The organism is Loktanella sp. Alg231-35, from assembly GCF_900143545.1.
GTDB lineage: Bacteria > Pseudomonadota > Alphaproteobacteria > Rhodobacterales > Rhodobacteraceae > Yoonia.
In genome coordinates, this window is sequence record NZ_FREV01000001.1 from 425,144 (window position 1) to 445,277 (window position 20,134).

Below are 20,134 nucleotides of genomic sequence, written 5' to 3' on the forward strand. Positions count from 1 at the left end.
CAATGATTGCAGAGACCAAGCGTATTCTGGCGGATCTGATCGCCTTTCAGACTGTCTCGGCGGATAGCAACTTGCAGATGATCGCCTATCTTGCTCAGCGGTTGGAGGCTTGCGGTGCAAGCGTCGATGTTTTCCAAGACAAAAGCGGCAAGAAGGCCAACCTCTTTGCCGCGTTGGGGCCTGCATGCGACGGGGGCATTGTGCTTTCTGGTCATTGCGATGTTGTTCCGGTTACCGATCAGGACTGGACCAGTGACCCTTTCGAGATGGTGGAACAAGACGGCAAGCTATACGGGCGCGGCACCTGCGACATGAAGGGGTTCATTGCGGCAACGCTCGCCATGGCCCCGCATCTGGCGCAAAGCGTGCGCGAACGTCCACTACATTTCGCCTTCACCTATGACGAGGAAACCGGCTGCATCGGGGCCGGGCATCTGGCGCAATCCCTGACTGATCGTGCGATCAAACCGTCGCTGGCGATTATCGGTGAGCCGACAAACATGCAGATCATCGAAGGGCACAAAGGGTGCTATGAATACACGACCCGGTTTCAAGGGCTTGAGGGCCACGGCTCGGCCCCTGATCTGGGAGTGAACGCCGTGGAATTTGCGGTGCGTTACGTTAGCCGGTTGCTGGCCCTGCGCGCTGCGCTGAAAACCATGGCACCAGACAGCAGCCGCTTCGATCCCCCGTGGACCACGCTCAATATTGGGGCGCTAAAAGGGGGCAGTGTGCATAATGTCATTGCGCCTAAGGCACAGGTGGATTGGGAAATGCGCCCGGTTCAGGTCAGCGACGCGGATTTCGTCAAATCCTCTATCGCGGCCTACTGCAACGACGTGCTTTTGCCGCAAATGCGTGCGGTCCACCCGGCGGCATCGATTGAGACGGAAGTGATCGGCGAAGTCGCGGGGTTGGTTCCAGTGGACAACAACGAGGCGCTGCGCATCGTCATGGAGCTAACCGGGGCCAATGGCGCTGACGTGGTGCCCTTTGGAACCGAGGCGGGTATTTTTCAGTCCCTTGGTATGGATGTTGTCGTTTGCGGGCCGGGGTCGATTGAACAGGCCCATAAAGCAGATGAATTCATAAAGGTTGATCAACTAAGCCAGTGCCTGACGATGCTGGAGAAACTGGGTGGCAAGCTATCCGATACGATGAACAGGTTGTGAATTTCGGTGGTAGAACGGACTTTCCCCTTCGCCCCAAGAGGTGGCTAAGAATGACATAAGTATATGTAAATATTGTATTTAAATACTGCTCCAGCACATGAATAATTCATGAACGCAGCGTTTCGAAGTGGTTCACTGGGCCTGTGGCATCAAAGCAGAGGAACTTGAGCGCTCACGTATCTTGCGATTCGTTGATGCGCAGAAGAGAGAGAAGAGATGCTAGTGGTCAACTTTGGTTTGCTGAAAGAAGCCGACGCGAAAGAAGTTCGTCATGAAGAGATTGATATCATGACCGGGGCGATTGACGCGATCGCGACAGAGTCGTCACGTTTTCCTAGCGTGGACAGCGTTGTCAGTGACATCGAAGAAAGATGGGACACATCTGCCCTCGTGGCGTAGATGCATCGTTAGATAGTGTGAAAGTTCATCGCTGAAATGCATAGAAAATTGGGAAGAATTCTGTTGGCCGCTATCCTGGGGCTGCTGCCTAAGGTGGCGATGGCTGACATGCTTGAGCTGTCTCAGGAACAGATGCGACAGCTTGTCGCCCAACAGCAAGTTCTGGGTACCGAGGCGATCTTAACAGACGCTTCCGCCACGTTTGGTGGCGATGTGATGGACATCCGCGGTTTTCTGTCAGAAGGCCGAATGACCTACCGTTTGCTGTTGAAACGTGGTGATGGGTCGGTTGTCGAATTACTCTATAACGGCGTCAACGGACAGCGCGTTTCGCACAACAGCGAGATGGGTCAGAGCGTTTCAAAGGTAGCACAAAGCAGCAACGGTAACTCGGGCGGCAACGGCAACTCTGGCAACAACGGCAATGGCAACGGGAACTCCGGTAACAACGGCAATGGCAACGGCAACTCCGGTAACAACGGCAATGGCAACGGCCGCGGAAACTAAGGCAATGCGCATTTTTCTGGCAATTCAGGGCACATCTCACTAGCAATTGATGCATGCGTATTCTTGTTGCTGAAGATGATATCGAACTCGCCGAACAAGTAAGACTGTCCCTGTCTCGGGAAGGGCATGCTGTTGATCTTGCCCCGGACGGCGACGAAGCAAAGTTTCTTGGTGAAACGGAACCCTATGACCTCATCGTGCTGGACCTCGGCTTGCCGAAACTGGACGGGATCACCGTTCTCAAGGCTTTGCGTGAGGCTGGCATCGACATTCCCGTTCTCATTCTGACGGCCCGTGATGGCTGGGCAGACCGGGTTGATGGGCTTGATGCAGGCGCCGATGACTATCTGACAAAACCGTTTCATGTGCTTGAATTGCTGGCGCGTTCGCGCGCCTTGCTGCGTCGAAATGCAACGCAGCGGAGCCCGGTCTTTAAAAAGGACGGCGTAAGCTATGACAGCAGGAACGGGCGGGTGACGCTTGACCAGATTCAAATCACATTGACGGCACAGGAAACCGCTGTGTTGTCCTATCTCTTCCATAATGCCAATCGGCCCATTTCGCGGACAGAGCTGTCCGAGCATATCTATCAATATGGCGATGATCGCGATTCTAATACGATTGCGGTCTTTATTACGCGTCTACGCAAGAAATTGGGCAATGAGCTGATCCAGACAGAACACGGTCGAGGTTATTCGATCCAGCTTGGGACGTGAAGTCGCTTCGCAGCCGTGCTGTTGCTGGGGGTGCCGTTTGGGCAACGATCGTGGCCTTGGCCGGAACGTCTGCTGTTGGCAACTACCTTGATCGCCTCACGCTATCGCGGTTTGATGAATTCCTGACCGCCCGGCATGCGCAGGTTGTTGTCGCCCTTGCAAACAGCCACGGAGAGGCTGAGGCAATGCCGCGCCAGATCGGTGATCCCGTGTACCAGCGGCCATTTTCGGGCAACTACTGGCAAGTCGAAAGCGATGACGGGCGCATACTCGTATCTCGGTCCATGGCGGATTCACTCCTGCCAACAATGCCGTCAGCCAGCACTGATGTTACCGTGCAGAACGTCGCTGGCCCCGCAAGTCAGGAATTGCGCGTGCTCGCGCAAGAAGTGACGCTTGATGATGGAGCGGTCTGGCTTGTCAGAGTCGCCTCATCGACCCAAACAATTGATGCGGATCAGGCCGAACTCCGACGTCGTTTGAATATCTCTTTTGCTTTTGTCGGTGTGCTGGCGATTGCCGGTGCATTGCTGATCGTCTGGTTCACACTCAGGCCTCTGTCGCAATTGCGCCGGGACGTGATTGACCGCGAGACATATGAAGGCGAACTGCCCGTCGATGATTATCCGTTGGAAGTTCGCCCTCTTGTGACCGAAATCAACAATCTGCTGGACCGGAACCGGGATATCGTTGACCGGTCTCGCAGGCAAACTGCCGATCTGGCCCATGCGATCAAGACCCCATCCTCTGTGCTGCGCAATGAACTGTTTGAACTGCAACTGGGTGGCGTGTCGGTGCAAAGCGGCATCAATGCGCTTGACCGATTGGATGCTCAGCTCAACCGATCCTTTGCCCGGATGAAGGCCTCGCAGGATGGCGCGTCGGAAAAAGAAACGACAAGTCTGGATATCTGTCTGGCCCGTTTGGGGCGGGCATTCACGGCACTGGCCAAGAACAAGGATCGCGATGTGATCCTTGATGCCCCACCGGATTTGCATGCAAAGATCAACCAGATCGATTTTGAAGAAATTCTCGGCAATCTGTTGGACAACGCGCTCAAGTGGTCACGGTCTGCAATTGGCCTGAGTGTGTCGTCGTCGGACGATTGGGTTCATTTCAGCGTCGAGGACGACGGCGATGGCATTGCGGCTCATGCCGAGAAACGCGCGTTGATCAGCGGCCAGCGTCTGGACGAAACCAAACCGGGCACGGGCTTGGGGCTGGCCATCGCCTCTGATCTGGTAGCAGCCTATCAGGGCACAATTGATGTTGGCCGGTCCGAGGCGATGGGCGGCGCTAGGATTGTCGTGAATTTGCCTCGTGCGCATTAGCCCAAACTGAAGCCGAAAACTATGAAATCCAAAAGTGCGGATAATCTAGCCCCGCGCGGTGATACTTTGGGTGGCACGGCACAAACGCGCGAACTCTCATTATTGAGTCGGCTGGGGCTATTGCTGAGCGAATGCTTGTTTCTCCGCGAGTAAAGCTATCCAAAAATTACTTTGAAAAATAGATACTTATGACATTCACGCCTTTCTACTAAAATTTTAGTTTGACAGATCCAGCATTCCGCGCTCACATTAGCGTGTCGGCGAAAACCGGCACAAAACATCTCAAGGGAGGAGAAAAGATGCGCAAGTATCTGCTCTCCGCAGTTGCGGTTTCTGCCGTGGTTGCGGGGTCCAATAGTGCTTTGGCTGATGAAGCGGCAGCACAGCGTTGGATTGATCAAGAATTCCAGCCGTCGACACTGTCCAAGGACGAACAGATGGCTGAAATGCAGTGGTTCATTGAAGCCGCACAACCCTATGCCGGGATGGAGATTAACGTGCTCTCCGAAGGCATTCCAACCCATTCCTACGAAAGCGAAGTGCTGACACGCGCCTTCGAGGAAATCACCGGCATCAAGGTGAACCACCAGATTTTGGGCGAAGGCGAGGTCGTTCAGGCCGTGCAGACCCAGATGCAAACCGGCCGGAACCTTTATGACGCTTACGTCAACGATAGTGACCTGATCGGGACACACTCGCGTTTGCAGTTGGCGCGCAACCTGACCGACTTTATGGCCGGTGAAGGTGCGGCGGTGACGAACCCCGATCTTGATCTGGATGACTTCATGGGTATCCAGTTCACGACGGGTCCAGATGGTGATCTCTATCAGATGCCGGATCAGCAGTTTGCGAACCTTTATTGGTTCCGCAAGGACTGGTTCGACGATGAAGAAAACAAAGCTGCGTTCGAAGCCAAATATGGCTACGAGTTGGGCGTGCCGGTGAACTGGTCCGCTTATGAGGACATCGCCGAATTCTTCAGCAATGACGTGCAGGAAATCGACGGTGTGCGCATCTACGGTCACATGGATTACGGCAAACGCGCGCCTGACCTTGGCTGGCGGATGACCGATGCCTGGCTGTCGATGGCCGGTGCAGGGTCTGTTGGCGAACCCAATGGTATCCCCATCGATGAATGGGGCATCCGCATGGAAGCGGGCACATGTAACCCCGTTGGTGCATCTGTCACACGCGGTGGTGCGGCGAACGGTCCGGCTGCGGTCTATGCGATCCGCAAATGGGACGAATGGTTGCGTGCTTATGCGCCTCCAGGTGCCGCAAGCTATGACTTCTATCAGTCACTGCCTGCATTGGCCCAAGGCAACGTGGCCCAGCAAATCTTCTGGTACACGGCCTTTACCGCCGACATGGTCGCCCCTCAGTCTGCGGGCAACAACACTGTGGATGCCGATGGCAACCCACTGTGGCGCATGGCCCCATCCCCGCATGGGCCGTACTGGGAAGAAGGCCAGAAGGTCGGCTATCAGGACGTGGGTTCCTGGACGATCCTGAACTCCACACCACTGGATCGTGCGCAAGCGGCTTGGCTTTATGCACAGTTCGTCGTGTCTAAAACGGTTGATGTGAAAAAATCCCATGTGGGTCTGACTTTCATCCGTGACAGCACAGTGAACCACGAGTCGTTCTCTGAGCGTGCGCCGCAACTGGGTGGTTTGGTGGAATTCTACCGCTCGCCTGACCGTGTTGCATGGTCGCCAACGGGCATCAATGTGCCTGACTATCCAAAGCTGGCCCAGATTTGGTGGCAGCAGATTGGTGACGTGAATTCTGGTGCGTTTACCCCGCAAGAGGCGATGGATCGTCTGGCTGAGGAAATGGACATCACCATGTCACGGATGCAGGCCGCTGATGAAGCTGCCAACGTCTATGGCGGCTGTGGCCCACGTCTGAACGACGAACAAACTGCGGAGTACTGGTTCGCAAACGGCGGCGCCAAGCCACCGCTTGAGAACGAAAAGCCGCAGGGCGAAACCGTCAACTACGACGAATTGGTTGCCCGGTGGGCAACTGAGTAACCTCCCTGTCTGGCGCTCTTTGCGCCGACGTCTGCCGGGGCCTGTGATGGGCCTCGGCAATTCACTCTGACGCAGCGAAGAGCCTTTATGACACTGCAAGTTAAGAATATTACCAAGGTCGTCGATGGCCGGACCCATATCAAGTCCACGTCGCTGACACTTGAGACCGGGCACTTCAACGTGCTGTTGGGCCAGACCGGATCGGGCAAGACATCCCTGATCAAGATGATGGCGGGGTTGGAACCGATTGCCAGCGGCGCAGTCATTTTGGATGGCCAGGATGTCACCAAATTGAGCACCCAAAGGCGCAACATCTCTTTGGTCCACCAGTTCTTTGTCAATTATCCCCATATGACGGTCTACGATAACATCGCTTCGCCGTTGAAAGTGGCCGGTATGGCGAAATCTGAAATCCAAGGCCGGGTCGAAGAAGCCGCCGATATCCTGCAGCTGCGCCCCATGCTGCTCCGCCGCCCGCATGAATTGTCCGGTGGTCAGCAGCAACGCACCGCCCTGGCCCGAGCCATTGCTAAAGAAAGCCGCGCTGTGTTCCTTGATGAACCGCTGGCCAACCTCGACTATAAGCTCCGCGAGGAATTGCGCGAACAGCTGCCGGAACTATTTGCCGGACGGGGCGCGGTTGTTGTCTATGCCACGTCAGAGCCGGAAGAAGCCCTGTTGCTGGGTGGTCAGACGGGTTTGATGGATGATGGCCAGGTTGTGCAGTTCGGACGCACAGCGGATCTTTATCGCACACCGACGTCACTGACTGCGGCTGCAGTATTCTCTGACCCGCCGATCAACCAAGCGTCAGTGACAAAAACTGGCGATCAGATCAAAATGGGCGATACCGTTTGGCCTGCCGAGGGCGAGGCCAAGGGGTTGGCAGATGGTGACTATGTCGTTGCCATTCGTCCCCACCACGTTACCCCGACGGCCACAGACAAGAACACCGTGCCGCTTTCTGGCCGCGTGCTTGTGATGGAATTGTCAGGCTCTGAAAGCTCTGCCCACTTTCGTCTACCCGTAGGGGATTGGGTGTCGCTGTCGCATGGCACTCATCCCTATCAGGTTGGTGTGGATCACCCGTTCTATCTTGATCCCTCAGCTTGTTTTTACTTCGCACCTGATGGTGCCACTGTAGCAGGAGCAGCCATCTAATGGCCAAGATTACCCTGTCGAAGCTGCGGCATAGCTATTTGCCCAATCCGACATCGCCTGCTGATTATGCGCTCAAGGAAGTCGACCTTGATTGGTCCGATGGCGGCGCATACGCCTTGCTGGGCCCGTCCGGCTGTGGCAAGTCAACGTTGCTGAACATCATTTCCGGCTTGCTGACGCCATCGGAGGGGCAGATCCTGTTTGATGACCAGGACGTCACTGCGTTGCCACCTGACAGACGCAATATCGCGCAAGTTTTCCAGTTTCCTGTCATCTACGACACGATGACAGTCTACGACAATCTGGCCTTTCCCTTGCGCAATCGCGGTATGAATGAGGCAATGGTCAGCGCACGTGTTGCAGAGATCGCTACCATGCTCGAAGTCACTGATTTGCTAAGCGCCAAGGCCGCAGGCCTGTCCCCTGATAACAAGCAAAAGATATCCATGGGACGTGGGTTAGTCCGAGACGACGTAAATGTCGTGATGTTTGATGAACCGCTCACCGTGATTGACCCGCATCTGAAGTGGAAGCTGCGTTCCAAGCTGAAGGAACTGCACCAGAAGGTGCAGGCAACGATGATCTATGTGACCCATGACCAGACCGAGGCACTCACCTTTGCCGATCAGGTTGTGGTGATGCAGGACGGTGAAGTTGTGCAGATCGGCACGCCAGAAGAATTGTTCGAACGGCCCGCGCATACATTTGTCGGCCACTTTATCGGATCGCCCGGCATGAACGTTCTTTCTGCAGAAATGCGTGACGGCGGCGCGTTCCTTGGCGAGCATAATGTTGCCCTAGAAGGTGCGGTCACGGCAAAGGAGGGCACACCACAGATTGGCATCCGACCCGAGTTTGTACAGATCGGCGATGTGGGCCTGCCCGCGACGGTGCGCAAAGTGTCCGATATTGGCCGCCACAGCGTGGTCGAGGCGATGATCGGTGACACATCCGTCAAAGCGATCACCGATGGTGCTGTGCCAGAACAGGGTGCCGCCGTTCATCTGCAATTTCAACAAGACCAGACCCGGCTTTACCGCGATGGCTGGCTTGCGACGACAGGGGCAGCATCATGAAAACCCAAAATCACAAGGCGTGGTTCTTTGTTTTGCCGGTCCTTTTGCTGGTCGCGTTCAATGCGTTGATTCCGATGATGACGGTGGTCAATTATTCGGTGCAGGAAACATTTGGTAACAACGTGTTCTTCTGGGAAGGGCTGCGTTGGTTCGAAGAATTGCTGAATTCCGACCGGTTTCATGCGGCATTGGGCCGTCAGTTCCTTTTCACAGGGTTGATCCTTTTGATCGAGGTTCCGTTGGGTGTGATCATCGCCTTGTCGATGCCGCGCAAGGGCCCTTGGGTGCCAGTTTGTCTAGTGCTGATGGCGTTGCCGATGCTGATCCCGTGGAACGTCGTGGGGGCGATGTGGAACATCTTTACCCTGCCTGACATTGGCCTTCTGGGCTATCTGATGAACACCACGTTGGGCATTGACTATGACATGACGCAAAGCCCCTTTGCGGCCTGGGCGACCATCATCACGATGGATGTCTGGCATTGGACGTCGCTTGTTGTGCTCTTGTCCTACGCAGGCCTCGTGTCGATCCCAGATGCCTATTATCAGGCGGCCAAGATTGACGGGGCGTCGCCTTTCAAAGTGTTCCGCTACATTCAATTGCCCAAAATGAAACAGGTCCTGACCATCGCGATCCTGCTAAGATTCATGGACAGCTTTAACATCTACACCGAGGTCTTTGTGCTGACCGGTGGTGGCCCCGGCAACTCAACCACATTGTTGTCAATCGACCTTGTCAAAATCGCCCTTGGGCAGTTTGACCTAGGCCCGGCGGCGGCGATGTCACTGATCTACTTTGCCATCACATTGCTGGTCAGCTGGCTGTTCTACACACTTATGACGAAAGACGACGCGAAATGAAAAAGCGGTCCCTCATCCCGATCATCTACATCGCGTTCCTGATGCTGCCGATCTATTGGCTGGTGGCGATGTCGTTCAAAACCACGAATGAGATCTTGGCAGGGTTCAGCCTGTTCCCCCAAAGTTTCACGCTGGAAAACTATGTCACCATCTTTACCGACCCGACTTGGTACTGGGGTTACATCAACTCGATCATCTATGTTTCGCTGAACACGGCCATATCGCTGGCTGTGGCTTTGCCTGCGGCCTATGCGTTCAGCCGCTATCGCTTCTTAGGTGACAAGACGCTGTTTTTCTGGCTTTTGACCAACCGAATGGCCCCCGCGGCGGTCTTTGCTTTGCCGTTCTTTCAGCTTTATTCAGCGGTTGAGCTTTTCGACACGCATATCGCGGTCGCGCTGGCGCATTGCCTGTTCAATATCCCGCTGGCGGTCTGGATTTTGGAAGGGTTCATGAGCGGGGTACCTAAGGAGTTGGACGAAACCGCCTATGTTGATGGCTATTCCTTCCCCCGGTTCTTCACCACGATCTTTCTGCCTTCCATCAAAGCTGGCGTGGGCGTTGCCGCTTTCTTCTGCTTCATGTTCTCATGGGTGGAGTTGCTGCTCGCTAAGACACTCACGGCAGTCGAGGCCAAACCAATTGCCGCAACGATGACCAAAACGGCCTCATCGGCGGGCTATGAACTGGGGCTGTTGGCAGCAGCAGGCACATTGACCATCATACCGGGCGCCATCGTGATTTATTTCGTGCGCAACTACATTGCCAAGGGCTTTGCCCTGGGGAGGGTCTGATATGTTTGGCTGGATGGCATGGACTTGGCCTACGGGGCTGTTTTTCATCGGGTTGTTCACCGCAATGGGGATCATCACCTTCATCGAAATCCGCTACCCCGGCACGTCCGAGCGCAAGGGCATTTTGGGGTTAACGACGACGCGGGGCGATAGATTGTTTCTGTCGTTGTTGGGTACGGCTTACATCTTTCTGGCTTGGATATTCTTCTTTGGCATGCCGCTTTGGGGCCCGCTGGCGATCAGCATTGGCTGGGGGCTGATTTGTTTTTGGAAGGTCTGATGCGAAATTTCTTGGACATACGAAGGTCTTAGTATCTACTCTGCTCTGGGGAGCAGTTCAGACGATGGCGGTGTGCAGTATGCGGCAAAAGAAAAAAGTTGAGTTCCTGACCGAGGTCGAGCTTGAGTTCATGACAGAGCTTTGGGCGTTGGGCGAGGGGAGCGTGCGCGATGTGCTTGCGCAACTCGCCCCGGAACGCAATCTGGCCTATACATCTGCCGCCACAATCCTGCGGATCATGGAACAAAAGAACTTCGTGACCAGCGAAAAGCGGGGCAAGACATTCGTCTACAAACCCATGCTGGCCAAGGATGCATATCAGTCAAAGACCCTGCGCGATCTGTCAGACAAACTGTTTGATGGCACACCAGCAACCATGGTGGCGCGTCTGGTCAGCGATCAAGGCATGTCTGAGGAAGCACTGGAAGAAATACGGGCACTTTTGGATAGGAGGTTGAAAGAAAATGACAACTGAACACCTACTAAGCGCCTACATCGACACGAATGTGGTCCTGATCACCGCAGCCCTGATCTGGTTTGTTTCAAAGCAACTATTCGCGCGGTCCTCGTTGCGGCAGGCCTATCAGATCCAGATCAACCTGCTTTACGGGCTTGTGGCCATGGTTGTCCTGTCGCCGTTCATTGCGACCGGGATTGAGGCCTTCCAACGTTGGGGTGTGCTGTCTGATCACGCGGGGCTTAGCTTGTCGGATTTTCTTGTCTCGCAGTATCTGCACGGGAACATTGCCCTTGCGCCAACCGAGTTTGAGCGCCTTCTGATGTGGCGCACCGAAGTAACGCACGACATTGCTTCGCTGTCGGGCTGGCTGGGTTATGCCGTTCTGGGTGCTCTGATCGGCGGCTTCTGCATTGTGGTTGTGCGCAACGCGCGCGATACGCTTTGTCTGATGAGGATGATCCGCAACAGCTATGTGCTGCACCGGATCGGGCGCATCGACGTCCGCTTCACCCATGAAACCCGCGTTCCCTATTCGACGCGCGGACTGTTTCGCTACTACGTTGTCCTGCCCACCGACCTGCTGGCGCATAAGAATGACGTGCGGATTGCCGTGTCGCACGAGGTGCAGCATATCCGCCAGCATGACCTGACATGGGAAATCGCGCTTGAGTTGATGCGCCCTTTCTTCTTCTGGAATCCCGCCTTTGCGTATTGCAAACGTGATGTGGAACGGTTGCGCGAACTGGCCTGTGATCAACAAGTCCTCAGCAAGAACACCCATCCCGTACGGGATTATTGTGAATGCCTTTTGCGGGTGTGCCGCACCAGTCTGATGGGCGACCGTACAAACCAGATCATTACACCCAGCGTACCTTTTGTGCAGCTTGATCGCCGCATGAACGCCAGCCACTCCGGCAGCTTCCTGCGGTTGCGGATCGTATCGCTGCTGGACGGTGATGTGGCCAGCGAGCGGCGGCGTATTGGTTCGGTGCTCGTGGCGCTGACGGTGTGTCTGACGTTGTTTGCAACAGTGGCACTTCGCCCGACAAATGACTGGAGCCACGACCGGCTAATGCTGTCGACCATCGTCAATCTGGAACGGTTGAACACCCGGTCCGTGCTGCCATAATCCACGCGCACCAAAAGGCCCGCGCGATGCCGGGTGGGTCAACAAAAAGAAGCCCTGCCGCTTTTCAGCGACAGGGCTTTTTTTGCACCCCATTGGGGCAGTTTCATCGGTCATCTGGTGCGATAATCCGGCGAAACCTAGGTTTGTGGTACTTAAGGCAGCAAGACGCTGTCGATCACGTGGATCACGCCGTTTGAAGCGATGATATCCGCGGTTGTGACAGTCGCATCTTCGACTGTCACGCCATTGGTGCCATCGATGTGGACGTTTGCACCGTTGACTGTCGCAACGCTCATGCGCTGGCCGGCCAGTTGGTCGGATGTGACCGCGCCGGGTACAACGTGATATGTCAGGATCGCAACCAGCTGATCCTTGTTCTCTGGCAGCAGTAGGCTGTCGACGGTGCCGGCAGGCAGGGCGGCAAACGCATCATCAGTTGGGGCGAAGACAGTGAATGGACCCTCGCCTTTGAGTGTGTCCACAAGACCAGCAGCGGTGACCGCGGCGACCAATGTGTTGAAGTCGCCGTTGGATGCAGCGATGTCGACGATGTCCGGCTCGCTCTCCATCATGGGGGCGCAGGCTGCGGCAGCAGCAACACCAGCGGCAAGGATGGCAGACTTAATAGCAAAACGACGGTTCATTTGGGTTTCCTTTCGTGTCCCTGTTAACAATGTTGTTACGGGGGCAAATCAGGATTGGTTGCCATTTTGACAATGAGTTGATGAACTGTATTAAAGTCATCCAAGACAGTCGCTTGAACGTAATGAGCCGTCAGTTTTCGTTGCAGTGCTGCCGAAAACTTTGCTTGAGCATATCCAGCTCTGCACGCAACAAAGCAATCTCGGCCCGCAGATCTTGCGCCAGCACTTGTCCTGCAAGAATGGCAAAACTGCCCAATGTGTCTTCGGCCTGATCCTTGATCAGCACGGTTTGCACCCCATCGCTAATCAGCTCTGCCGGAATAGGCACTTGCACCAGCCAAAGACCGTCTGCACCCCCGGCAGACACAGTGACACCCTCAAGCGTGCGCCCTTCATGGGATGCGGTTAGCGCGGGCGCGTTGGTACCTGCACCGGCCAATGTGCCTTCCCAAACGCCAGAGATGATCTGCGATGTGATGAAATGTGTGATGCTCATGCAGGCCTCATATCAGATCTCGGCCCGTGGATAGCGGGCGAGGTTCAGATCGCGGATCACGATCTTGTTCATGTGGGGGGCGGCAATCATCAGATCAATCCACATCCGCTCGGCCCGTTTTTCGTTCAATTGCCCATAGGCCAGATCGAACTCTACCATTGTGTCAGCTGTGTCATCGGGCAGTGTCAGCAGGATCTGCTCGGTGTTGGGGCCGTTGAGTATGTTGAGGCGGGCGTCAATCTTTGTGGGTTGTTCACGCTCGATCACCGCTGCCAGCCGGATCAGATGCTTCTTGCGTAATCCCTCGCAAGCGGCCGGGGGCACCTCGATGACCAACGACAAATAGTCGCCAGTAAAGCGCAAGACCTCCAAGGACAGACCAAAGGGCGCCAGATCACTGCTGCCGCTGTTGCGGATCTGGCGGAGGCTGATCTGCCTGTTTTTGCAGTCGTGGAAAATGCGCAGGTCGCCACCCAACCGGGTTTTCGACAGTGCCGGTGCTAATCCTTTTTCGGGCAGGCGCACGCGCCAGGGCTTGGGCCGCCACGACCAATCCGTGCCAGGTGGACGCGGAAAGGTGGTTGATCCCGCGCGCGGCAAGGCAAGGCGGCTTTCGGCGGTTTCGGTCAAACGCTGGAGAGGGCGCAGCAATTGGCTGGCCATGTGTTGTTGCTGGCCCAGCACAGTCAGATCAGCGGTGTCAGCGGCGTTGGCTGCCAACCGCCAGCGCGCAACCGCGCGCCGATTGAAAAACCGCGCAAGCACTGCATGAGGAGAGAAAGCCATAAGCGATTGTCCTTTGCTGGGCAGCGGTTTGTCAAACCCGCGGGGCGGCTACACCTCTGGTACGGCTTCAACAACGGTTTCCGCCGCTGCCTGCACACCCGCAAGGATCAGTTTCAGCAACCCCGCACCGGGGCCATCCTGCAACGGGGCCACCGCCAAACCGCGCACGGCAATCGTCACCAACCGTCCGTTCACATCGGTGAAGGCCCGCCATTCCTCGCCCTGCAATCCGGCCATTGGTGGCGCACCAGCATCCGAGAAATGCACCATGACGCGCCCGTCAAACGCTTGCGTCGACAGTATCTCGATATCCTGCCCATTGCCCGTCGTGCTCAGCAGTCCTGCACCGCCTTCGGTGATCAGGTAATCGCGCAGGGTGGCCTCTGCCCCCGCGACTGCGCCGCTATCAGGGGGGCCGACCTGCACCGTTGCCACACCAACAACGCTGGGCGCTGGGGCAATGGCACCCAAAGTGGCGCAGGGGGCCAGCAACGCAAAGCCCTGTGCGGGCTTGCTGGTTTCATCATCGACACAATAGCCCTCAGGCGAAGTTGCCACGACACCACCTTCCAGTAGCGCCATTGACGACGGTGCTTCCTGCGCGACGCAGGCCGAAAGCCCCAGCGCCATAGCAGTCAGTCGCAGAATCAACTCAGAGATCCATATAGATGTGTTTTTCGTCCTTGGCACCGGGATGTGTCACCGCACCCAGACGCGCACCGCCCACAAGTTGCGCATATTTCCATAGCGCACCAGAGGCATAGATCGTCTCTTTGGGGCCTTTCCAGTTGGCTTTGCGGGTGGTCAACTCCTCGTCGCTCAGGTCAACTTTCAGCTCACCGGTGATGGCATTGATGGTGATCACGTCGCCGTTCTCAAGCAGGCCAATCGGGCCGCCATGTGCGGCCTCTGGCCCCACGTGACCCACGCAGAACCCGCGTGTTGCACCAGAGAAACGGCCATCGGTGATCAGCGCCACCTTCTTGCCCATGCCTTGGCCAGAGAGGGCGGCTGTGGTCGCCAGCATCTCACGCATGCCGGGGCCGCCGGAGGGGCCTTCGTTGCGGATGACCAAAACTTCGCCTTCTTCGTATTGGCGGGCTTTGACGGCTTCAAACGCTTCTTCTTCGGACTCAAAGCAACGCGCGGGGCCGGTGAACGATTGCTCTTCTTCTGACATGCCCGCAACCTTCACGATCGCGCCTTCAGGGGCTAGGTTCCCTTTCAGCCCAACAACACCGCCTGTGGGTGTCAGCGGGGTTTCAACCGCATAGATGACTTTGCCGTCCGCATCGCCTTTGATCATGTCCAGCTCTTCACCCATGGTACGGCCAGAAGCAGTCATGCAGTCTTCATGGATCAGACCTGCCTTGCGCAGTTCCTTCAGCACAACTGGCACGCCGCCTGCTTCATAAAGGTCCTTGGCGACATACTGACCACCCGGTTTCAGATCGACGAAGTACGGCGTGTCGCGGAAGATGTCGCAGACATCAAAAAGGTCGAAGTCGATGCCGGCCTCATGGGCAATTGCCGGCAGATGCAGGCCGGCATTGGTCGATCCGCCAGTGCAGGCCACGATGCGGGCTGCGTTTTCCAGCGATTTGCGGGTGACAATGTCACGGGCGCGGATGTTCTTGTCGATCAGGTTCATGACCGCTTCGCCGGATGCGATGCCATATTGATCGCGAGATTCGTAAGGGGCAGGGGCACCGGAAGAGTTCATCAGGGCAAGGCCAATCGCCTCGGACACGCAGGCCATGGTGTTGGCAGTAAATTGACCACCACAAGCGCCCGCAGATGGGCAGGCCACGCGTTCCAGCACTTCCAGTTCCGCGTCAGACATGTTGCCCGCTTGGTGTTTACCCACGGCCTCGAACACGTCTTGCACGGTCACGTCTTTGCCTTCCAGACGGCCCGGCAGGATCGACCCACCATAGATAAAGACTGATGGTGTGTTCAGGCGAACCATCGCCATCATCATCCCCGGCAGGGATTTATCGCATCCGGCAAGACCCACGATAGCGTCATAGCAGTGCCCGCGCATGGTCAGTTCAACCGTGTCGGCAATCGCTTCACGAGACGCCAGCGATGACCGCATGCCTTCGTGGCCCATGGCGATCCCATCGGTCACGGTGATTGTGGTGAATTCGCGCGGCGTACCAAAGGCTTTCTTTACGCCCAGCTTGACCGATTGCGCCTGACGGTTCAGCGCGATGTTGCAAGGTGCGGCCTCATTCCAGCAGGTGGCGACGCCGACCCAAGGCTGGGCAATCGCCTCTTCATCCAGACCCATTGCATAGTAATACGACCGGTGTGGCGCGCGTGCGGGCCCTTCGGTGGTATGGCGGCTGGGGAGGTTGGATTTGTCGACCTTGCCTTTGAGCATCTGAATTCTCCTGCGGAACTGTTCGGAAAGGGTCTAAATAGTGGGGCCACCCGGCGCAAGCCCGTATGCAGAGTGGTTGCGGCCTTAGGCATACCCGGCATAGGGTCGGGCATAATGTACCCCTACGCCGCTCACTCAAACTTTGTTCGTCCTGCATGGCCCGCCCGTCAACTCTGGCGTGTGATCGTGATGATGATCGCGTTTGAGGTCGTTTTTTACGCCTCTTTTGCGATCTTCGCGGCCTTCCTGCCGGGTGAGGCAGCGGTGAATGCCTTCAATGAGGGGACCACGGCCTTTGGCACATTGGCGCAATTTTTTGCCTTTGGAATTTCGGCCATGGGGTTCTTGCTCTTGCTGCATTTGCTGCATGCGCGGGGGTTCTGGACGCTGATCGGACCCTATGCCGACGCGCGGCGCGACCTGATTAGTGTCACGTGCGCTGTGGGCTTGCTGTTGCTGGTGTTGGAACTGGCACCACCCTGGATCGAAATTTCCGCGCTGGCAGAGGTGCGGGCCCTAAGTGTCTGGCTTACGCTTGTGCCGGTGACACTTGTGGCCCTGCTGATCCAGGTCGGGACCGAGGAAATGGTGTTTCGCGGGTATCTGCAACAGCAGTTCGCCTGCCTCTCAAACAGCCGCTGGGTCTGGATGGGGGTGCCGTCATTGATGTTTGGTTCCATCCACTATTGGAACGGAAATGGGGCAGCAGAGGGGATCGCTTGGGCGATTTGGGCAACATGTCTGGGGATAGCCTGTGCCGATCTAACCGCGCGCAGTGGGAACCTTGGTGCCGCAATCGGGCTGCATCTGGCGAATAATGCCTTTGCCTTGTTGGTTGTGTCGGTGCAGGGGTGGCCATCCTCTGGTGTGGCGCTGTTCCTTTATCCCTACGAAGACCCCGCGCTTTATGCTTACGGAACCGAGGCACTGATGACGCCCTGGTTCATGTTCCAACTTTTGGTGATGCTGACCACCGTCTATGTGATGTGGTTGGCCGCAAGGATTGCGATCAAGCGCTGATTGCAATTCAGAGCGGGGCATCATATTTCATCAAGCAGATTGCACCAAAGGCAGCACATATGAACTGGATCACCAACTACGTCCGCCCGAAGATCAACTCGCTGTTTTCGCGACGTGAGGTGCCGGATAACCTTTGGACCAAGTGTAATGACTGCGGCACGATGTTGTTTCACCGCGAGTTGGCGGATAACCTCAATGTCTGCACCAACTGTGACAACCACATGCCGATCCATGCCCGCGACCGGCTGACCTCGATTTTCGATGGCGGTGTTTTTGTTGAAGTGGACGTACCAGAACCGGTAAGCGATCCGCTGCATTTCCGCGACCAGAAACGCTATGTCGATCGGATCAAAGAGGCACGCAAGAAGACCGGCGAAAAAGATGCCATGCTTGTCGCCGAAGGTGAAATGGGTCGCACGGGCGTCATTGTCGCCGTGCAGGATTTCTCGTTCATGGGCGGGTCCATGTCGATGTTTGTGGGTAATGCCATTGTCGCGGCCGCCGAACGCGCCGTTGCCACCAAACGCCCGCTGATCCTGTTCTCCGCCGCCGGTGGCGCGCGCATGCAGGAAGGCATCCTTGGCCTGATGCAGATGCCGCGCACGACCATAGCCGTGCAGATGCTCAAAGAGGCTGGGTTGCCCTACATCGTTGTCCTGACGCACCCGACCACGGGTGGTGTGACGGCCTCTTATGCCATGCTGGGCGATGTGCAGATTGCCGAACCCAATGCGTTGATCGGATTTGCCGGTGCGCGGGTGATCGAACAGACAATCGGTGAAAAACTTCCCGAGGGGTTCCAGCGTGCGGAATACCTGCTGGATCACGGGATGCTTGACCGGGTGACAAAACGGACTGATCTCAAGGAAGAGCTGGTGACGATAGTGCGCATGCTGATGAAGCAGGACGCGCCCATCAAAGGCGATTTGCCCGCGCCAGAGATCACATCGGTGGCGGCTGACGAAATCGCAGCGGCGGACGACCAGAAGTGACACCCAAATCTGACGTGATCCTGGAACGGATGATGGCCTTGCACCCCAAGGTCATGGATCTGGTGCTGGATCGGGTGTGGCACTTGCTGGACGCGCTGGGCAATCCGCAAAATCGGCTGCCCCCGGTGATCCATGTGGCGGGCACCAACGGAAAAGGTTCAACACAGGCCATGATCCGCGCAGGGCTGGAGGCCGATGGCGCAAAGGTTCATGCGTATACTTCGCCGCATCTGGCCCGTTTTCACGAACGGATCCGGCTGGCGGGGGACCTGATTTCCGAAGATGCGCTGACGGATGTGCTTGACCGTTGTTATGCGGCCAATGGTGGCGATCCGATCACCTATTTTGAGATCACGACTGTTGCGGGGCTTCTGGCCTTTGCTGACACGCCAGCGGATTACACATTGTTAGAGGTGGGGCTGGGCGGGCGTCTGGATGCCACAAACGTCGTGGACAAGCCCGCGCTCTGCATCATCACGCCCGTCGATTTGGACCACCAACAATTTCTGGGCGAAACCTTGGCCGAGATTGCCGGTGAGAAGGCTGGGATCATCAAACGCGGCGTGCCTTGCGTTGTAGGCCCGCAACACGAAGAGGCGCTTGAGGTGATTGAGGCACGCGCAGCAGCGCTTGGCGCGCCGCTTCTGGTACATGGGCAGCACTGGCATGTGAGCGTGGAGCGGGACCGGCTGATCTATCAAGACGAAACCGGTTTGCTGGATTTGCCATTGCCCAATCTGCCTGGCCCGCACCAGATCATGAACGCAGGTGCCGCGCTTGCCGCGCTGCGTTATCTGGGCCGCGATGATGTCGCCTGCGAAGCCGCTGTAACCAAGGCTTATTGGCCTGCACGTATGGAAAAGCTAACCGCAGGTGCGCTGGTCGATCTGGCTGCCCCGGCAGAGCTTTGGCTGGATGGCGGGCACAACCCGGCCGCCGGTAAAATGCTGGCCGCTACCCTGCGCCAGCAAGCGCCGCGCCCGACGCATCTGATCTGCGGCATGCTTAACACCAAGGATATCACCGGCTATCTGGCGCCACTGGCCGAAGTCGCGGAAAGCCTTACGGGTGTGTCGATCCCCGGCGAGGCAAACACCATCCCCGGTGAAAAGACAGCCGCAGAAGCGGGCAAGGTAGGACTGCGAGCCGAGGTCGCAAAGGATGTGCAAACCGCCATCAAGCAAATCACCAAGGCGACGCCAAACGCCCGCATTTTGATCTGTGGTTCGCTTTATCTTGCAGGGCATGTGATCCGGGAAAACGAGGCGTGATCCGCAAGCTGGTCATCGCCCTGTCGCTGATTGGCAGCCAAGGCCACGCGATAGATTTCTATTTCTGCTGGCAAGGGGGGAATGATTTCACCATGACCGGGCAGATGACGATCAATCCCGTTGCGCTGAACAAACCTGTGGTCTCGCAGGACGATGTGCTGGTATTTCGGATCGCGGGTTATCAGAACGGCCAACTTCTGGGAAAATGGGATATGGCCACGCGTGACGCTGATGACAGCTGGCTGTTAAACTATGATCCAGCGCGCAGTGTCTTTATGACGCCGGACGATGTGGGGCTTGGCGTCAGTCAGGCCTGGAACGCGGATGGCACGGCAACGGACTGTGGAAACCCCGGATTTGGCTTCAATTTGGGCAATTTTGCCCAGGATTTCTGCCTCGACGGGGTCTGGATCGAAGAAAGTGGGATGCCACCCGAGACACCATTTCTGGTTAGCCCGGTGCCCGTTGACCCGCTTTGCCGGGTCTATGCCCCAACAAGTTGAAGCGATTCGCGAATCAGTTGTTGACGCCGAATCACTTCATCGCGTAATGTCCAATTTAACGTGAAGCACCCTTAAAAACAGGTGCGTGCGGGCAGTATTGGCAGGGCAAGCGGAC

The 20,134-nt window shown here is 56.6% G+C and carries 22 protein-coding genes; 17 read left to right on the forward strand and 5 right to left on the reverse strand.

Annotation, left to right across the window (positions count from 1 at the left end):
• Positions 1–2: 2 nt before the first annotated feature.
• From argE to DHN10_RS02165, 13 genes are all read left to right on the forward strand, one after another.
• On the forward strand, positions 3–1,172 hold the full coding sequence (gene argE / locus DHN10_RS02105) for an acetylornithine deacetylase (RefSeq protein ID WP_108813587.1): 1,170 nt from the start codon (positions 3–5) through the stop codon (positions 1,170–1,172).
• 216 nt (positions 1,173–1,388) lie between these two features.
• Positions 1,389–1,571 (forward strand): hypothetical protein, encoded by a 183-nt coding sequence (locus DHN10_RS02110; protein WP_108813588.1) that lies wholly within the window; start codon positions 1,389–1,391, stop codon positions 1,569–1,571.
• Positions 1,572–1,634: 63 nt separating this feature from the next.
• Entirely contained in the window at positions 1,635–2,078 is a 444-nt protein-coding gene (locus DHN10_RS02115; protein ID WP_108813589.1) for a hypothetical protein, read from the forward strand.
• A gap of 53 nt (positions 2,079–2,131) precedes the next feature.
• Positions 2,132–2,794, forward strand: a complete 663-nt coding sequence (locus DHN10_RS02120; RefSeq protein ID WP_108813590.1) for a response regulator transcription factor — start codon at positions 2,132–2,134, stop codon at positions 2,792–2,794.
• Positions 2,791–4,125 (forward strand): ATP-binding protein, encoded by a 1,335-nt coding sequence (locus DHN10_RS02125; protein WP_108813591.1) that lies wholly within the window; start codon positions 2,791–2,793, stop codon positions 4,123–4,125. The genes DHN10_RS02120 and DHN10_RS02125 overlap by 4 nt, the downstream gene beginning before the upstream one ends.
• 299 nt (positions 4,126–4,424) lie before the next feature.
• Positions 4,425–6,161, forward strand: coding sequence for an ABC transporter substrate-binding protein (locus DHN10_RS02130; protein WP_108813592.1), 1,737 nt, complete (start codon positions 4,425–4,427; stop codon positions 6,159–6,161).
• 87 nt (positions 6,162–6,248) lie between these two features.
• Entirely contained in the window at positions 6,249–7,322 is a 1,074-nt protein-coding gene (locus DHN10_RS02135) for an ABC transporter ATP-binding protein (RefSeq protein ID WP_108813593.1), read from the forward strand.
• Positions 7,322–8,398 carry an ABC transporter ATP-binding protein gene (locus DHN10_RS02140; RefSeq protein ID WP_108813594.1) on the forward strand — a complete coding sequence of 359 codons (1,077 nt, stop codon included), beginning with the start codon at positions 7,322–7,324 and terminating at the stop codon, positions 8,396–8,398. Before DHN10_RS02135 ends, DHN10_RS02140 begins: the two co-directional genes overlap by 1 nt.
• Positions 8,395–9,258: a carbohydrate ABC transporter permease gene (locus DHN10_RS02145; RefSeq protein WP_108813595.1), complete on the forward strand. Its 864-nt coding sequence runs from the start codon at positions 8,395–8,397 to the stop codon at positions 9,256–9,258. Before DHN10_RS02140 ends, DHN10_RS02145 begins: the two co-directional genes overlap by 4 nt.
• Complete coding sequence (locus DHN10_RS02150; RefSeq protein ID WP_108813596.1) at positions 9,255–10,052, forward strand: carbohydrate ABC transporter permease; 798 nt, start codon at positions 9,255–9,257, stop codon at positions 10,050–10,052. The genes DHN10_RS02145 and DHN10_RS02150 overlap by 4 nt, the downstream gene beginning before the upstream one ends.
• A gap of 1 nt (position 10,053) precedes the next feature.
• Positions 10,054–10,332 (forward strand): DUF2160 domain-containing protein, encoded by a 279-nt coding sequence (locus tag DHN10_RS02155; protein WP_108813597.1) that lies wholly within the window; start codon positions 10,054–10,056, stop codon positions 10,330–10,332.
• A 79-nt stretch (positions 10,333–10,411) separates the two neighbouring features.
• Positions 10,412–10,807, forward strand: a complete 396-nt coding sequence (locus DHN10_RS02160) for a BlaI/MecI/CopY family transcriptional regulator (RefSeq protein WP_108813598.1) — start codon at positions 10,412–10,414, stop codon at positions 10,805–10,807.
• Positions 10,797–11,921, forward strand: coding sequence for a M56 family metallopeptidase (locus DHN10_RS02165; protein ID WP_108813599.1), 1,125 nt, complete (start codon positions 10,797–10,799; stop codon positions 11,919–11,921). The genes DHN10_RS02160 and DHN10_RS02165 overlap by 11 nt, the downstream gene beginning before the upstream one ends.
• A 152-nt stretch (positions 11,922–12,073) precedes the next feature.
• Here the strand turns inward: DHN10_RS02165 and DHN10_RS02170 are convergent, their stop codons facing one another.
• The 5 genes from DHN10_RS02170 to ilvD all read right to left on the reverse strand — a co-directional run bounded on the left by DHN10_RS02170 (position 12,074) and on the right by ilvD (position 16,233).
• Positions 12,074–12,565 (reverse strand): fasciclin domain-containing protein, encoded by a 492-nt coding sequence (locus DHN10_RS02170; RefSeq protein ID WP_108813600.1) that lies wholly within the window; start codon positions 12,563–12,565, stop codon positions 12,074–12,076.
• Between the two features lie 130 nt (positions 12,566–12,695).
• Positions 12,696–13,061, reverse strand: coding sequence for a hypothetical protein (locus tag DHN10_RS02175; RefSeq protein ID WP_108813601.1), 366 nt, complete (start codon positions 13,059–13,061; stop codon positions 12,696–12,698).
• A 12-nt stretch (positions 13,062–13,073) separates the two neighbouring features.
• Complete coding sequence (locus tag DHN10_RS02180) at positions 13,074–13,847, reverse strand: DUF6478 family protein (RefSeq protein ID WP_108813602.1); 774 nt, start codon at positions 13,845–13,847, stop codon at positions 13,074–13,076.
• 48 nt (positions 13,848–13,895) lie between these two features.
• A complete protein-coding gene (locus DHN10_RS02185) occupies positions 13,896–14,498 on the reverse strand; it encodes a dihydroxy-acid dehydratase (protein ID WP_108813603.1) in 603 nt (200 codons plus the stop codon).
• A gap of 1 nt (position 14,499) precedes the next feature.
• Entirely contained in the window at positions 14,500–16,233 is a 1,734-nt protein-coding gene (gene ilvD, locus DHN10_RS02190) for a dihydroxy-acid dehydratase (protein ID WP_108813604.1), read from the reverse strand.
• Between the two features lie 192 nt (positions 16,234–16,425).
• On the opposite strand from ilvD, the gene DHN10_RS02195 reads away from it, so the two are divergent.
• From DHN10_RS02195 to DHN10_RS02210, 4 genes are read left to right on the forward strand one after another with little or no spacing between them, the layout of a single operon-like run.
• Positions 16,426–17,253: a CPBP family intramembrane glutamic endopeptidase gene (locus tag DHN10_RS02195; protein ID WP_234416958.1), complete on the forward strand. Its 828-nt coding sequence runs from the start codon at positions 16,426–16,428 to the stop codon at positions 17,251–17,253.
• Positions 17,254–17,312: 59 nt separating this feature from the next.
• Entirely contained in the window at positions 17,313–18,245 is a 933-nt protein-coding gene (accD, locus tag DHN10_RS02200) for an acetyl-CoA carboxylase, carboxyltransferase subunit beta (RefSeq protein WP_108813898.1), read from the forward strand.
• A 29-nt stretch (positions 18,246–18,274) separates the two neighbouring features.
• A complete protein-coding gene (locus DHN10_RS02205; protein ID WP_108813899.1) occupies positions 18,275–19,516 on the forward strand; it encodes a bifunctional folylpolyglutamate synthase/dihydrofolate synthase in 1,242 nt (413 codons plus the stop codon).
• Positions 19,513–20,019, forward strand: coding sequence for a hypothetical protein (locus DHN10_RS02210; RefSeq protein ID WP_108813605.1), 507 nt, complete (start codon positions 19,513–19,515; stop codon positions 20,017–20,019). The genes DHN10_RS02205 and DHN10_RS02210 overlap by 4 nt, the downstream gene beginning before the upstream one ends.
• The last annotated feature ends 115 nt before the right edge of the window (positions 20,020–20,134 follow it).

What these genes read in the sequence shown, in the direction of transcription:
- DHN10_RS02140 (WP_108813594.1), top strand. Translation starts at nt 7,322, where the DNA reads ATGGCCAAGATTACCCTGTCGAAGCTGCGGCATAGCTATTTGCCCAAT.
- DHN10_RS02110 (WP_108813588.1), top strand. Translation starts at nt 1,389, where the DNA reads ATGCTAGTGGTCAACTTTGGTTTGCTGAAAGAAGCCGACGCGAAAGAA.
- argE (WP_108813587.1), top strand. Translation starts at nt 3, where the DNA reads ATGATTGCAGAGACCAAGCGTATTCTGGCGGATCTGATCGCCTTTCAG.
- accD (WP_108813898.1), top strand. Translation starts at nt 17,313, where the DNA reads ATGAACTGGATCACCAACTACGTCCGCCCGAAGATCAACTCGCTGTTT.
- DHN10_RS02130 (WP_108813592.1), top strand. Translation starts at nt 4,425, where the DNA reads ATGCGCAAGTATCTGCTCTCCGCAGTTGCGGTTTCTGCCGTGGTTGCG.
- DHN10_RS02180 (WP_108813602.1), bottom strand. Translation starts at nt 13,847, where the DNA reads ATGGCTTTCTCTCCTCATGCAGTGCTTGCGCGGTTTTTCAATCGGCGC.
- DHN10_RS02170 (WP_108813600.1), bottom strand. Translation starts at nt 12,565, where the DNA reads ATGAACCGTCGTTTTGCTATTAAGTCTGCCATCCTTGCCGCTGGTGTT.
- ilvD (WP_108813604.1), bottom strand. Translation starts at nt 16,233, where the DNA reads ATGCTCAAAGGCAAGGTCGACAAATCCAACCTCCCCAGCCGCCATACC.
- DHN10_RS02150 (WP_108813596.1), top strand. Translation starts at nt 9,255, where the DNA reads ATGAAAAAGCGGTCCCTCATCCCGATCATCTACATCGCGTTCCTGATG.
- DHN10_RS02195 (WP_234416958.1), top strand. Translation starts at nt 16,426, where the DNA reads ATGATCGCGTTTGAGGTCGTTTTTTACGCCTCTTTTGCGATCTTCGCG.
- DHN10_RS02145 (WP_108813595.1), top strand. Translation starts at nt 8,395, where the DNA reads ATGAAAACCCAAAATCACAAGGCGTGGTTCTTTGTTTTGCCGGTCCTT.
- DHN10_RS02165 (WP_108813599.1), top strand. Translation starts at nt 10,797, where the DNA reads ATGACAACTGAACACCTACTAAGCGCCTACATCGACACGAATGTGGTC.
- DHN10_RS02120 (WP_108813590.1), top strand. Translation starts at nt 2,132, where the DNA reads ATGCGTATTCTTGTTGCTGAAGATGATATCGAACTCGCCGAACAAGTA.
- DHN10_RS02175 (WP_108813601.1), bottom strand. Translation starts at nt 13,061, where the DNA reads ATGAGCATCACACATTTCATCACATCGCAGATCATCTCTGGCGTTTGG.
- DHN10_RS02135 (WP_108813593.1), top strand. Translation starts at nt 6,249, where the DNA reads ATGACACTGCAAGTTAAGAATATTACCAAGGTCGTCGATGGCCGGACC.
- DHN10_RS02205 (WP_108813899.1), top strand. Translation starts at nt 18,275, where the DNA reads ATGATGGCCTTGCACCCCAAGGTCATGGATCTGGTGCTGGATCGGGTG.
- DHN10_RS02155 (WP_108813597.1), top strand. Translation starts at nt 10,054, where the DNA reads ATGTTTGGCTGGATGGCATGGACTTGGCCTACGGGGCTGTTTTTCATC.
- DHN10_RS02160 (WP_108813598.1), top strand. Translation starts at nt 10,412, where the DNA reads ATGCGGCAAAAGAAAAAAGTTGAGTTCCTGACCGAGGTCGAGCTTGAG.